The sequence below is a fragment of the Chlorobaculum tepidum TLS genome (assembly GCF_000006985.1).
Taxonomy (GTDB): Bacteria; Bacteroidota; Chlorobiia; order Chlorobiales; family Chlorobiaceae; genus Chlorobaculum; species Chlorobaculum tepidum.
On sequence record NC_002932.3, the window covers coordinates 410,987 to 424,306 of the forward strand.

A 13,320-nucleotide genomic window follows, 5' to 3' on the forward strand; every position below is an offset into this window, starting at 1 on the left:
CGCACTTGTTCCTTTCCATCCAAGGTAAGCTATCTGATTGTCTGAGGCAAAAAGACTGACGCTCACCCTTGCTTTTTGATCTCCGGTTTTCTGATCGAGTGGTTTTCGCTCAGGAGGTAGTCCATGAAAATATCCTCGGCGGAAGGTAACTGCCAGGAGCCGTCCGGCAACCGGTTGACGGTCTCCTTCAGCCGTGAAACCGTATGGCCGCAGGTCCAGCAGTCGTAGCGAGCCATGCCGGTGCAGAGGCAGGTGTGGTTTTTGACCACGAAACGGCCCTCTGCGGGGTTCCTTGATTCGAGCGCCTCGTAGTAATCGTCGATATAGGAGCATTGACCGTTGTTATCGAGCAGATAGCCAAGTCCTTCGCAGTTCGGCTTTCTGCTGTAGTACAGGGTCGGCGACTGTTTCAGCATTCGCATCGGATAACCGGTAGGCGATGAAAGGTTGACCTCCACATCCTCCGGGCTGGCGTTGATGTAATGCTGCTTGACCTCGTCCGGCAGGCCAGACTCCCTGGCGATGGTGAATCGCGTGGCCACCTGCACGGCGGCAGCGCCCGCTTGCAGGTACTCGACCGCATCGGTGCCGGTGAAGATGCCGCCCGCAGGAATGATCGGAATATCCAGATTTTCCTTTTTGAGAAAGGCGAGCGTTTCAGCCACGATGGATTGCAGGCTTTGCGACTGCCAGTCGTCTGGGCCGAAGCCGAGATGGCCACCGGCCAGCGGACCTTCGACCACAATGTAGTCTGGCGGCCGCTGCAAACGCATGGCTCGTTTCAGGAAGATCGAGAGGGCTCGCACCGACGAGATGACGATGCCGAGCTTGACGTCACGGAACCGTTCGTGCTCGCTGATAAGATCGAGGCTTCTCAGATGGAGTCCGGCGGCCAGCGTGATGCCGTCGATTCCCGCTTCCATGGCTGCCTCCATGCGCACCTTGAGTGTCGCGGCGGAGTTGTTCATCGTAAGCTTCTCCATGCAATTCATGAAGATCGCTCCATTGCCTGTTTTCTGACTGATGGTATGGGATACAAACCGCTTCTGAGCTTCGGCGAGCTGTTCCAGATCGAAATGCACCGACGATTTGTCGCGATTGTTGACGTTCGACGCATACATCTGGCGCTTGTCGGCTACGTATGAGGTTCCAAACAGCTGGTCGCAGACAAACATCACCTCGGCATCGGAAATATGACCAATACCTCCCAGCCGTTCCGCCGACAAGGCGAGCTCCGAGGTCGAGATATTGACCCCCATGCCACCGATGACGATGGGGATATACTCTTTTCCGCCGAGCTTTAATCTGAAATTATTGACGTTCATGGTGTTCAGATCTGATACGTGCTGGTTACTGAAGTGCCGCCCGGTGGGCGCTGGCTTGTTCCTCCGTCCGACGGGCAACGGTAGCCGTTGCCATGGGCTCAGGTTCGGTCATCAAGCGTCAAAAATCATATAAGATATAATATTTCGAACGATAATGCCATAACAGGGTGTTCAACGCCTTATAAAAAATACCCTTGTCGCAGGAATTTCAGGGGGTTGCACGTCGCTGAGAGAATGTTTGAGAATGGTTTTTCAGAATATTAAATTGCCAAGCCTGTAAATGGCGCACTCTTTCCTTTTTCAAGAATCAATTTACGAGCACAAGGAGCGTTACATGAAGAAACTTGTCCTGCTGAGGCACGGCGAAAGCCAGTGGAACCGGGAGAACCGTTTCACCGGATGGGTGGATGTTGATCTTTCCGAGAAAGGAAGAGAAGAGGCGAGAACCGCTGGCCAGCTGCTCAAGGATGAGGGTTTCGTGTTTGACCTCGCCTACACTTCGGTGCTCAAGCGCGCCATCAGGACGCTCTGGACGGTGCTCGACGAGATGAATCTCATGTGGATTCCCGTCACAAAAAACTGGCGTCTCAACGAACGCCATTACGGAGCATTGCAGGGGCTCAACAAGGCAGAGACTGCCCAGCGCCACGGCGACGAGCAGGTGCTGATCTGGCGCCGCAGCTACGACACGCCGCCACCGGCTCTCACCGAGAGCGATGAGTTCTGGCCGGGCAAGGACCCGCGCTATGCTTCGCTGTCCTCTCAGGAACTGCCTGCCACGGAGTGCCTGAAGGATACGGTTGCGCGCTTCCTTCCCTACTGGCACGAGACTATTGCACCGCAGATTCGCGATGGCAAGAATGTCATTATTACAGCTCACGGTAATTCGCTCAGGGCGCTGGTCAAATATCTCGACAACATTTCGGATGAGGATATCGTCGGTCTGAACATTCCTACCGGTATTCCGCTGGTGTACGAGCTTGACGACGATCTCAAGCCGCTGAAGAGTTACTATCTGGGCGACCAGGAGGAGCTGAAGAAAAAGGTGGAGGTCGTCGTCAAACAGGGCAAAGCCTGAACTTTCAAGGACTTCCGGTTTCGCGACATTCTGTTTGGCCTGAAGCTTTTGGCTTGAAGGTAAAAGGTCATGAATTTTCTGTTCAATACCTTATATTCTGGCCTTTGCGCAAGGAAAGTCCTGTATTTTTGAATTTTTCTGAATTGATGTGCCTGAAAATATGAAAGCAAAGCATGAAGGGGGCCTGTACGATCCACAGTTCGAGCATGATGCCTGCGGTGTTGGTTTCGTAGCCAATATCAAGGGTGTCAAGTCTCATCAGATCATCAAGCAGGGCTTGCAGGTGCTGGTGAACATGAAGCACCGTGGCGCCACCGGTTACGAGAAGAACACCGGTGATGGCGCTGGTATCCTGATACAGATTCCCGACAAGTTCATGCGCAAAGTGTGCGCCCAGAGGAACATCGAACTTCCCGAACCGGGTAAGTATGGCGTCGGCATGGTTTTTCTCCCACCAGACCTCACGCAGCGCCGCGCCATCGAGGATATCTGTCGCCAGATGGTGCAGGCGGAAGGTCAGAAATATCTCGGTCTGCGCAAGGTACCGACCGACAACTCCACGCTCGGCCAGACCGCCCGTTCGCAGGAGCCGGTGGTCAAGCAGATTTTCGTTGGCCGCGGCAACGACAACATGTCAGACCTTGAATTCGAACGCAAGCTTTACATTATCCGCCGCCGTATTTTTAAGCGCGTTCGCTTTACGTCGGGTCTTCTCGGCAGCAGCTTTTTCTACATATCGAGCTTTTCGGCCCGCACGATTGTCTATAAAGGCATGCTCAATCCGGAGCAGGTCGAGGAGTTCTATCCCGAACTGAGAGACCCGGATATGGAGAGCGCCATCGCGATGGTGCACTCGCGCTTCAGCACCAACACCTTCCCGAGCTGGGATCGCGCTCATCCCTATCGCTTTCTGAGCCACAACGGCGAGATCAACACGCTGCGCGGCAACGTGAACTGGATGAAGGCGCGTGAAAAGAACATGCAGTCCTCTATTTTCAAGGGTGCGCTCGAAGAGATCAAGCCGATCCTGCTCGAAGAGGGTAGCGACTCGGCCACGCTCGACAATGCTTTCGAGTTGCTTGTCATGTGCGGCCGCTCGATGGCTCACGCAGCGATGATGCTCATCCCGGAGCCGTGGTCGGGCAACGAATCGATGGACCCGGACAAACGAGCTTTCTACGAATATCACAGCTGCCTCATGGAGCCGTGGGACGGCCCCGCATCGGTGGTTTTCACCGACGGCATCCAGATCGGCGCGGTGCTCGACCGTAACGGCCTGCGCCCGTCGCGTTATTATATAACCAGCGACGACCTGGTGGTGATGGCTTCCGAGGTCGGCGTGCTCGATATCGATCCTGAAAAGATCATCAAGAAAGATCGCCTTCAGCCGGGACGCATGTTCCTGGTCGACACCAAGGAGGGGCGCATCATCTCCGACGAGGAGATCAAGAAAAGCATCGCTTCGGAGAAGCCCTACACGGAGTGGATCGAGCGCAATGTCATCGATCTCGCTTCGTTGCCGGAGCGTGAGCGCATGAAGAATCCCGACGAGGACAACTACAGCATCACCGCTCGCCAGAAGGCGTTTGGTTATACCAATGAAGACCTTACGCTTCAGATCAGGCCGATGGCCCAGAACGGCACCGAATGCATTGGTTCGATGGGCAACGATACGCCGCTGGCAGTGCTCTCCAACCGTCCGAGGCTGCTTTATGACTACTTCAAGCAGCTCTTTGCCCAGGTGACCAACCCGCCGATCGACTCGATCCGCGAGGAGATTGTCACCTCGACAACCGTCATGCTCGGTGCCGAAGGCAATCTGCTCGAATCGGACGAAATCAACTGCCGCCGCATCAGGATTCCGCATCCGATTCTGACTGACGAAGACCTCGAAAAGATTCGCGGCATCGACAAGCCTGGCTTCAAAGCGATTACCCTGCCGATTTTCTACAACGTCGCAGAAGGTGGTCGAGGTATCCAGGAGACCATGCAGGACCTGTACCGTCAGGCTGAAAAGGCGATCAATCAGGAGGGGGTCAACATTATCATTCTCTCCGACAAGGGTGAACTCGAAAAGTCGCGTGCGCCGATTCCAGTTCTTTTGGCCCTTGCCGGCTTTCATCACTTCCTTATCAGCGCGGGTCTCAGAACCAAGGTTGGTCTCATCGTCGAGTCGGGCGAGCCGCGCACGGTTCACCACTTTTCGATGCTGATCGGCTATGGCGCGGGGGCGATCAATCCCTATCTCGCGTTCGAAACCATTCGCCAGCAGGTGGCCCAGGGGCGCATTACGCACGACGAGAAGAAGGCGATCAAGAATTATGTGAAAGCGGCCGTGAAGGGTGTGGTCAAGACGATGGCCAAGATGGGCATCTCGACCGTGCAGAGCTATCGCGGCGCGCAGATTTTCGAGGCGGTTGGTCTCAACACCGAAGTGGTCGATACCTACTTCACCAAGACTCCGTCACGCATCGAGGGTATCGGTCTCGACACGCTGGCCGATGAGGTCCGCAAGCGCCACGAGGCGGCTTTCCCGCCCGGCGGCAACAAGGTCAATCGCGGCCTCGAGGCTGGCGGCGATCGCAAGTGGCGTCACGATGGCGAGTTCCACCTGTTCAATCCGGAGACGATTCACTATCTCCAGCACTCGTGCCGCACGGGCGATTACGAGCTGTTCAAGAAGTACGAGAAGCTCATCGACGACCAGAGCGAGCACTACTGCACGATTCGCGGTCTGATGGATATCCGCTTCTCCGAGAAGCCAATCCCGATCGACGAGGTTGAGCCGGTAGAGGCGATTGTCAAACGATTCAAGACGGGCGCGATGTCCTACGGCTCGATCAGCAAGGAATCACACGAAACGCTCGCCATCGCCATGAACCGCCTTGGTGGCAAGAGCAACACCGGTGAGGGTGGCGAGGAGCCGGATCGCTTCGTGCGCGACGCCAACGGCGACAGCCGCATGTCGGCCATCAAGCAGGTCGCGTCGGGTCGCTTCGGCGTCACCAGCGAGTACCTGACCAACGCCGAAGAGATTCAGATCAAGATGGCGCAGGGCGCCAAACCCGGCGAGGGCGGCCAGCTTCCCGGCACCAAAGTCTATCCGTGGATCGCCAAAACGCGCCACTCGACCCCCGGCGTGGGGCTGATTTCGCCGCCGCCGCATCACGACATCTACTCCATCGAGGATCTGGCGCAGCTCATCTTCGATCTCAAGAACGCCAATCGTTCCGCGCGCATCAACGTCAAGCTGGTATCGACGGTTGGCGTCGGCACCATCGCGGCGGGCGTTGCGAAGGCTCACGCCGACGTGGTGCTCATCAGCGGTCACGATGGCGGCACGGGTGCATCGCCGATTTCGAGCATCATGCACGCCGGTATGCCGTGGGAGCTCGGCCTTGCCGAAACCCACCAGACCCTCATGCTCAACAATCTGCGCAGCAGGATCGTCGTCGAGGCGGACGGCCAGCTCAAGACGGCGCGCGACATCGTCATCGCGGCCATGCTCGGTGCAGAGGAGTTCGGCTTCGCCACCACTGCTCTGGTGGTGATGGGCTGTATCATGATGCGCTGCTGCCAGGACGATTCCTGTCCGGTCGGCATTGCCACGCAGAACCCGGAACTTCGCAAGAACTTCAAGGGCAAGCCGGAGCACGTCGAAAACTTCATGCGCTTCCTCGCCCAGGGTGTGCGCGAGTACATGGCGAAGCTCGGCATCCGCACGCTCAACGAACTGGTTGGTCGTTCCGATCTGCTTGCCACCTCTCGTACCATCAAGCACTGGAAGGCCAAGGGCGTCGATCTCTCCAAGATTCTGCACCAGGTCGATACCGGAGACAACGATACGCCGTACTGCACCATAACGCAGGATCATGGTATCGAGGAGAGCCTCGACATGCGCGTACTCATGGCGATCTGCGAACCGGCTATCAAGCGTGGCGAGAAGGTTTCGACCACGCTGCCGATCAAGAATACCAACCGTGCTGCAGGCACCATTGTGGGCCACGAGGTCACGAAAGCTTATGGCAGCAAGGGACTTCCGGATGACACCATCCACCTGAAGTTCATCGGTTCGGCTGGCCAGAGCCTTGGGGCCTTTATTCCGAAAGGCATGACCATCGAGCTGGTGGGCGACGCCAACGACTACATCGGCAAGGGCCTCTCGGGCGGCAGGATCATCGCCTATCCGCCCAAATCGTCGAAGTTCGTGCCTGAAGAGAACATCATCGTCGGTAACGTGGCCTTTTACGGAGCGACCTCCGGCGAGGCCTTCATCCGCGGTATGGCTGGCGAGCGCTTCTGCGTGCGCAACAGCGGCATGGAGGCGGTTGTCGAGTCGGTGGGCGACCACGGCTGCGAGTACATGACCGGTGGCAAGGTGGTTATTCTTGGCAAGACTGGCCGCAACTTCGCGGCGGGCATGTCGGGTGGCGTGGCCTACGTTTACGACGTCGATGGCGCCTTCACCGGACGCTGCAACCTCGAAATGGTCAGCCTCTCGGCGGTCGAAGCCGAGGACGAACTCGAGTGGCTCCGCTCGAAAATCGAGCAGCATGTGGAGGTTACCGGCAGCGAACTCGGCAAGGGCCTGCTGGCGACGTGGCCGAACGCCTCGCAGCGCTTCGTCAAGGTGTTGCCGAACGACTACAAACGCGCTATCGATGCGATGAAAGAGGTCGAGGCGATGGGTATGACCGGCGATGAAGCCGTCATGGCCGCCTTCGAAAAGAACGTGCATGATCCTTCCCGTGCCTCGGGGAACTGAAATTGGGCGAGTCGCCTGAACAACGTATTACGACCTATGGGTAAACTGAAAGGATTTATGGAGTACCGGAGAGCCCTTCCCGTAGACCGGGAGCCTCTGGAAAGAATAAAGGACTGGAACGAGTTCCACGAGGAGATGTCGGCCGAGCAGCTCAGCGACCAGGGCGCGCGCTGCATGGATTGTGGCACGCCGTTCTGCCACTCGGGCTTCATGCTCAACGGCATGACTGCTGGCTGCCCGATTCACAACCTTATCCCCGAGTGGAACGATCACGTCTATCGCGGCTTCTGGCGCGACGCCTGGGAACGACTGATGAAGACCAACAACTTCCCGGAATTCACCGGCAGGGTGTGCCCCGCGCCGTGTGAAGGCTCCTGCGTGCTCGGCATCATCCAGCCGCCGGTGACCATCAAGAATATCGAGTACTCGATCATCGAACATGCCTTCGCTGAAGGGTGGGTCGAGCCGAAGCAGATCGCCGTCCGCACTGGTAAAAAGGTGGCTATTGTGGGTTCCGGTCCGTCGGGCCTTGCCTGCGCCGACCAGCTCAACAAGGCGGGGCACACGGTCACGGTTTTCGAGCGTGATGACCGCGTTGGCGGCCTTCTCATGTACGGTATTCCGAACATGAAGCTCGACAAGCGGCTGGTGGTGCAGCGCCGCGTCGATCTCATGAAAGAAGAGGGCGTGAGTTTTGTGACCGGAACCGAAGTTGGAGTCAACTACCCGGTTGACAAGCTGCTCTCGGAGTACGACGCCGTGGTGCTCTGTATCGGAGCGACCAACCCGCGCGATCTCAATGCCGATGGGCGCAATCTTGACGGCATTCACTTCGCGATGGAGTTTCTCCGTGCCAGCACCAAGGCTGTGCTCGATGGCACCGAACCTGTGCTCTCCGCCAAGGGCAAGGATGTGGTGGTGATCGGCGGCGGTGACACCGGAACCGACTGCGTGGCTACATCGCTGCGCCAGGGGTGTAAGAGCGTCATACAGCTTGAAATCATGCCGAAACCAGCCGACTTCCGCCAAGAAGACAACCCGTGGCCCGAATGGCCGAAGGTTTTCAAGGTCGATTACGGCCAGGAAGAGGCAGCTGCCGTGCAGGGCGGCGACCCGCGTCGCTATCTCATGATGACCAAGAAGTTCATCGGCGAGAACGGGCGGCTCAGTGCCGTCGAGGTCTCGAAGGTCGAGTGGATCAAACAGGAGGGGCGCACCATTCCCGTGCCGGTATCCGGCAGCGAAGAGATCATTCCAGCCCAGCTCGTGCTGCTGGCGATGGGCTTCCTCGGGCCAGAAGCGCAGCTCTTGCAGTCGCTTGGCGTCGAGCAGGACAGCCGCAGCAACATCAAGGCTGACGAGAAAAGCTACCGTACCAGCGTTGACAAGGTTTTCGCCGCAGGCGATGCCCGCCGTGGTCAGAGCCTCGTGGTGTGGGCGATCAACGAAGGGCGCGCCGCTGCCAGAGAGTGCGACCGCTTCCTGATGGGTTGCACCAGCCTGCCGTGAACGAATCGGCAACCGACTGTGTTTGAAGAGGACGAAAAAGGCTGAATAAATCCGGATACGTTGTATGGAACAGCAAAAACTGAGGGAGCTGCTCGAAACCCTGCATCAGGAGCTGGGGCAGATTGGAACGGTCGATGAAAAGACCGCAGAGGTGCTTGCCACGCTGAATGAGGACATCTCGAAGCTCATCGAAGGCGGCAAGGACGCCGCCGAGAATGAGGAGAGTCTGACGGATAGAATGGGTGAAGCAGTGGCCCATTTCGAGGAGGAGCATCCTCGCCTTAGCATGTTGATCCAGCACGTGCTCGATAGCCTCGCCCGTATGGGACTGTAAGCACAGGCGAAGTATAAATTGAGAATACTAAATGACTGTGAACGGTAAGAGTAGACCTGTGTGTCTGCCCTTTCATTCAGCCAGGATCGAAAAATTTCAGGGCATCAGTCAAATAATTTCAATAGCGTGAACGTGTCGGCAATAACCGCGCAATCACAACCGCTACCAAATGATAAAAGACAAAGAGCCGCGTAAAGGCCAGAACGGCGGAAGGAAAAGTTACGGATCGGAACCGCCGGTTGTTTGCTCCTTCTGCGGAAGAACAAGCCAGGAGGTAAACAGCATGGTCGCTGGGCCGAGAGCCTTCATCTGCGACCGCTGCATTCTCAGCTCGGTAGAGATTTTGCGCAAGGAGATCAGCGCCATCCGTCATCCGGATCAGTCGCCTGAACCCGCTTTCCAGCCACGGCTGAAAAGCCCCGTCAACATCAAGGAGGCGCTTGACCAGTACGTCATCGGTCAGGAGCAGGCCAAGAAGTCGCTCGCCGTGGCGGTCTATAACCACTACAAGCGACTTGACGCCCACGACTGGTCGTCCGGCGACGAGGTGGTGATCGAAAAGAGCAACATCCTGCTCATTGGTCCGACCGGCACCGGCAAGACGCTGCTCGCCCAAACGCTGGCCAACCTGCTCGAAGTGCCCTTCACCATTGCTGATGCCACTTCGCTCACCGAAGCGGGCTACGTGGGCGACGACGTCGAGACCATTCTTGCACGGCTTCTGCACGCCTCCGACTTCAACCTCGAACGCGCCGAGCGCGGCATCATCTACGTCGATGAAATCGACAAGATTGCCCGCAAATCGGCCAACGTTTCAATCACGAGAGATGTTTCTGGCGAAGGCGTTCAGCAGGCGTTGCTCAAGATTCTTGAAGGCTCAGTGGTTGGCGTGCCACCGAAAGGCGGACGCAAGCATCCGGAGCAGCAGTTGATCAACATCAACACCAAGAACATCCTCTTCATCTGTGGAGGAGCGTTCGAAGGACTCGACAAGATCATCGCTCGCCGTGTCTCGAAATCCTCGATGGGCTTCGGCTCCAAGGTCAGAGGCAAACAGACAGGCTACGATCCGGAGATTCTCAAGCTTGTCACACAGGACGACCTGCATGACTACGGCCTTATCCCCGAATTTATCGGAAGACTACCCGTCATGTCCGTCCTCGAACCGCTCGATGCCGTCGCCCTGCGCAACATCCTTGTCGAGCCAAAAAACGCGCTCGTCAAGCAGTACAAGCGGTTGTTCGAAATGGACGGCGTGGAACTTGAATTCACCGACGAAGCGCTCGAGCGCGTGGTTGCAATCGCCATCGAACGCGGCACCGGTGCGCGCGCCCTGCGCTCCGTGCTCGAAAACGTCATGATCGACATTATGTTCGAGTTGCCCACCCGCAAGGATGTGCAGAAGTGCGTCATCACCGCCGAAACCATCGACAAAACCGGCGGGCCGGTGTATGAAAAGAAGGATGGAAAAGAGCGCAAGATCGCATAAAAAGAGTTTGGATTCAGCCGGAAAAGTCCTATATTAGGGCCTTCTCGAAGGGGCGGTTAGCTCAGTTGGTTAGAGCGCTACCTTGACACGGTAGAGGTCAGAAGTTCGAATCTTCTATCGCCCACATCCTCCGTTAAGCCTTGTAAGATAAAGACTTACAGGGCTTTTTGTTTTCCCTTTCTTCCCTCTTGAAATACGTCATTTGCGCTGAGTTTTGTGCCTTTTCAGGCATTATTGTTACACCATTGTTATACGAAATGATGAGCTTTGTCAGAGGTTGTCCATAACCTTCAATATTAATGGCAATTATGATTTCTCTTGGCATAGAAGTGCTGCCTCTGCAAAGAGAGTGCAGGTGTTATTCGAGCGGGAAAATTTGAATCATTCATGTTGATCACGGATTTTCCGGCCGTTGGAGTAGATTGCTTCTATGCTGCTGGTGCTCATTTTGTGGTCATTGGCAAGATTTCTGTGCTCACCATTTGATCGATGGGCTTGCAAATCAGAAAAAGATTTGGTATTTAAGGCCCTTAACAAGTTCTTTCTCGCCATGACAGGTGCCGGTTTAAAAGCCGGAGAATAGGGAAGTACGTGAGATTCGTACACTGTACCCGCAACTGTACAACGGTTAACCGCCGGGCAAATTCCGTGGCCACACGGATGCGCAAGGCGGGCTTTCAGGTCACTGCCGGTTTTCCTCCACGGAAAACTGCGGGAAGGTTTGGAGGCGCTCGATGCCGTGAAAGTCAGGAGACCTGCCAGTCATGCATTTGCACCAATAACGGACTACGGGTTTATAGTCTCAGGCAAAGATTCATGTGAAAATCGTGCTTCACCCATTTGTCGTCTCGACACCTGCTCATCAGGCCGCCAACCGCGGTAAGTCTTGAGCCTTGCTTCCGGTTGCGCTTCAGCCAGTTCGGGGCGTAGTTTTGCTTTGGGTTGGCCGTTGCGGTTTTTCGTTGCTTCTTTTGTATGGTTCACCTTGCCTGAACAGAATCCTGTAGATCAGTTGATCGGTTTTTTTCACTGATAACAGGTACATGGATGGCCAGAATTCTCTTCTCTCTCGTCGGCACTTCCGCCAATGTTGTACGGAGCGCAGTGCTCACTTCTTTATTTCATCCGTTCAATTCAGATCGGCTTCGACCGGTCACGCCTTTTTCTGCATCAGCCCGCCGCGTTTTTCGGCAAGGGCGGAATCAAGGGTTGCGCTGACCATTTCAGTTTCTCCGTCAGGGCCTCCTGCCATGGTGTGGTGGTGGTGGGAGGGCTGACGCAATTATCAAATCTGGATTTTCCATGAACGACAAGAATCAAAGAAGAAAACGTCGCCTGACTGTTCCCCGTGCAGAGATCGCCTGGTATCCGGTGATCGATGCCGAGCTGTGTAACAGTTGTCTGTCATGCTACAACTATTGCCCGAAGGATGTTTTCGCTTCGGCAAAAGCGGAGGAGGGGCTGCGGCGGCGACCGAAAATGGAGGTGGCCAACCCTTACCGGTGCATCGTGCTCTGTTCGGCTTGTGAGCAGGAGTGTGCAGCGGGCGCGATCTCGTTTCCCTCGCCTGAGGAGTTCGAGCAGTTTGTTGAATATCTCGACTGAACGGTGATGGCTCGATTCTACATAAGCATCAGACGTTTTGGCGCACTGCCGGTTCTTGGCGTCATTTTGTTGCAGGCGGCATTGCTCGCGGGATGCGGTACGCCTTCTGGCGGAAAACAGCATTCGACGAGCGTGGCGTCCGCTCCGGATTCTCTCAAGAGCTCTATCGGGTATTCGCGGCGCTTCAGGCTTTTTCGCCGGGGTGAGGTTACGGTGCTGGAGGTCATGGCCGGTCAAAAAGCTTACCCTGATACGCTTCGGTACCTTCTGGTTCCGGAGGGCAGGCCTCAACCTTCGGGTTTTGTTGGTTACACAGTCATTCGCACGCCGGTCAAGCGGATTGCCGTATTTTCCACCACGCATATCGGTTTTCTCGATATGCTCGGCAGGAGTGACGGCATTATCGGGGTTTCCCGTCCCGAGTTTGTCAACACCCCTGCGGTCAGATCCCGCATAAGGAGCGGAGCGATCAAAGCGATCGGCATGCCGTTCAGTCCCGATGTCGAGGCTCTGCTGAATCTGGAGCCCGATCTGGTTATCGCGCCGGCGCTTCCCGCGGCCCGGAAGACCGATTATCAGGCGCTTGTCCAGGCGGGCATTCCGGTGCTCGTCGTTGCCGAATGGCTGGAGCCGTCGCCTCTCGGGCGCGCCGAGTGGATCAAGCTTTTCGGCGCGCTTGTCGGCAAGGAGAAACTTGCCCGCGAGCGGTTTGCTGCGATTGAATCTTCGTACCTGAAGATCGCCGCGCTTTCCCGTAACCTGCCGAACCGCCCAACCGTGCTGACCGGCCTGCCGGTGAAGGATGCCTGGTATGTCCCGACGGGCGGAAGCTACGTGGCGGCCATGCTTCGTGATGCAGGGGCCTCGTACCACTGGCGTGATCTGCCCGGAACCGGAAGCGTGCCGCTTACGATTGAGGCGGTCTGGCCGGTTGCGCTCGAAGCTGAGTACTGGCTGAATACCGGAACGGTCTCCACTCTCGATGAGTTGCTGGCCGTCGATTCCCGTTTCGGGCAGATGCGGTCGGTCAGGGAGCGGCGAGTCTGGAACAACAACCGGCTGGTCAACGCAGCGGGCGGCAATGCTTACTGGGAGAGTGGCGTGGTCAGGCCTGACCTGATTCTAAAGGATCTGGTGATGATTCTTCATCCGGGTCTTCTTCGCGCTCACGGTATCGGTGAGGGTGAACTCACCTTTTTCCAGGAGGTGAAGTAA

The 13,320-nt window shown here is 56.6% G+C and carries 8 protein-coding genes, 1 tRNA gene and 1 riboswitch; of the genes, 8 read left to right on the top strand and 1 reads right to left on the bottom strand.

Going from position 1 to position 13,320, the window contains the following annotated elements; genetic code table 11:
- Positions 1–62 precede the first annotated feature (62 nt).
- Complete coding sequence (locus tag AYT24_RS01940; protein ID WP_010932090.1) at positions 63–1,325, bottom strand: nitronate monooxygenase; 1,263 nt, start codon at positions 1,323–1,325, stop codon at positions 63–65.
- Between the two features lie 334 nt (positions 1,326–1,659).
- Between AYT24_RS01940 and gpmA the strand changes: the two genes are divergently transcribed.
- The 8 genes from gpmA to AYT24_RS01980 all read left to right on the top strand — a co-directional run bounded on the left by gpmA (position 1,660) and on the right by AYT24_RS01980 (position 13,320).
- Positions 1,660–2,403, top strand: coding sequence for a 2,3-diphosphoglycerate-dependent phosphoglycerate mutase (gene gpmA, locus AYT24_RS01945; protein ID WP_010932091.1), 744 nt, complete (start codon positions 1,660–1,662; stop codon positions 2,401–2,403).
- Between the two features lie 160 nt (positions 2,404–2,563).
- A complete protein-coding gene (gene gltB, locus AYT24_RS01950) occupies positions 2,564–7,168 on the top strand; it encodes a glutamate synthase large subunit (protein WP_164926853.1) in 4,605 nt (1,534 codons plus the stop codon).
- A gap of 36 nt (positions 7,169–7,204) precedes the next feature.
- Positions 7,205–8,677, top strand: a complete 1,473-nt coding sequence (locus AYT24_RS01955) for a glutamate synthase subunit beta (RefSeq protein ID WP_010932093.1) — start codon at positions 7,205–7,207, stop codon at positions 8,675–8,677.
- Between the two features lie 64 nt (positions 8,678–8,741).
- A complete protein-coding gene (locus AYT24_RS01960; RefSeq protein ID WP_010932094.1) occupies positions 8,742–9,011 on the top strand; it encodes a DUF4404 family protein in 270 nt (89 codons plus the stop codon).
- 169 nt (positions 9,012–9,180) lie between these two features.
- Positions 9,181–10,500: an ATP-dependent Clp protease ATP-binding subunit ClpX gene (gene clpX / locus AYT24_RS01965; RefSeq protein ID WP_010932095.1), complete on the top strand. Its 1,320-nt coding sequence runs from the start codon at positions 9,181–9,183 to the stop codon at positions 10,498–10,500.
- A gap of 50 nt (positions 10,501–10,550) precedes the next feature.
- Positions 10,551–10,624, top strand: a tRNA-Val gene (locus AYT24_RS01970).
- Between the two features lie 414 nt (positions 10,625–11,038).
- Positions 11,039–11,278: riboswitch (cobalamin riboswitch) on the top strand.
- Positions 11,279–11,802: 524 nt separating this feature from the next.
- On the top strand, positions 11,803–12,105 hold the full coding sequence (locus AYT24_RS01975) for a 4Fe-4S dicluster domain-containing protein (RefSeq protein WP_010932100.1): 303 nt from the start codon (positions 11,803–11,805) through the stop codon (positions 12,103–12,105).
- Between the two features lie 6 nt (positions 12,106–12,111).
- Positions 12,112–13,320, top strand: coding sequence for an ABC transporter substrate-binding protein (locus AYT24_RS01980; protein ID WP_164926854.1), 1,209 nt, complete (start codon positions 12,112–12,114; stop codon positions 13,318–13,320).

Bases quoted from the DNA above. Each gene is read 5' to 3' on its own strand.
- AYT24_RS01940 (WP_010932090.1), bottom strand. From the start codon at position 1,325: ATGAACGTCAATAATTTCAGATTAAAGCTCGGCGGAAAAGAGTATATC.
- clpX (WP_010932095.1), top strand. From the start codon at position 9,181: ATGATAAAAGACAAAGAGCCGCGTAAAGGCCAGAACGGCGGAAGGAAA.
- gltB (WP_164926853.1), top strand. From the start codon at position 2,564: ATGAAAGCAAAGCATGAAGGGGGCCTGTACGATCCACAGTTCGAGCAT.
- AYT24_RS01955 (WP_010932093.1), top strand. From the start codon at position 7,205: ATGGGTAAACTGAAAGGATTTATGGAGTACCGGAGAGCCCTTCCCGTA.
- AYT24_RS01980 (WP_164926854.1), top strand. From the start codon at position 12,112: ATGGCTCGATTCTACATAAGCATCAGACGTTTTGGCGCACTGCCGGTT.
- gpmA (WP_010932091.1), top strand. From the start codon at position 1,660: ATGAAGAAACTTGTCCTGCTGAGGCACGGCGAAAGCCAGTGGAACCGG.
- AYT24_RS01960 (WP_010932094.1), top strand. From the start codon at position 8,742: ATGGAACAGCAAAAACTGAGGGAGCTGCTCGAAACCCTGCATCAGGAG.
- AYT24_RS01975 (WP_010932100.1), top strand. From the start codon at position 11,803: ATGAACGACAAGAATCAAAGAAGAAAACGTCGCCTGACTGTTCCCCGT.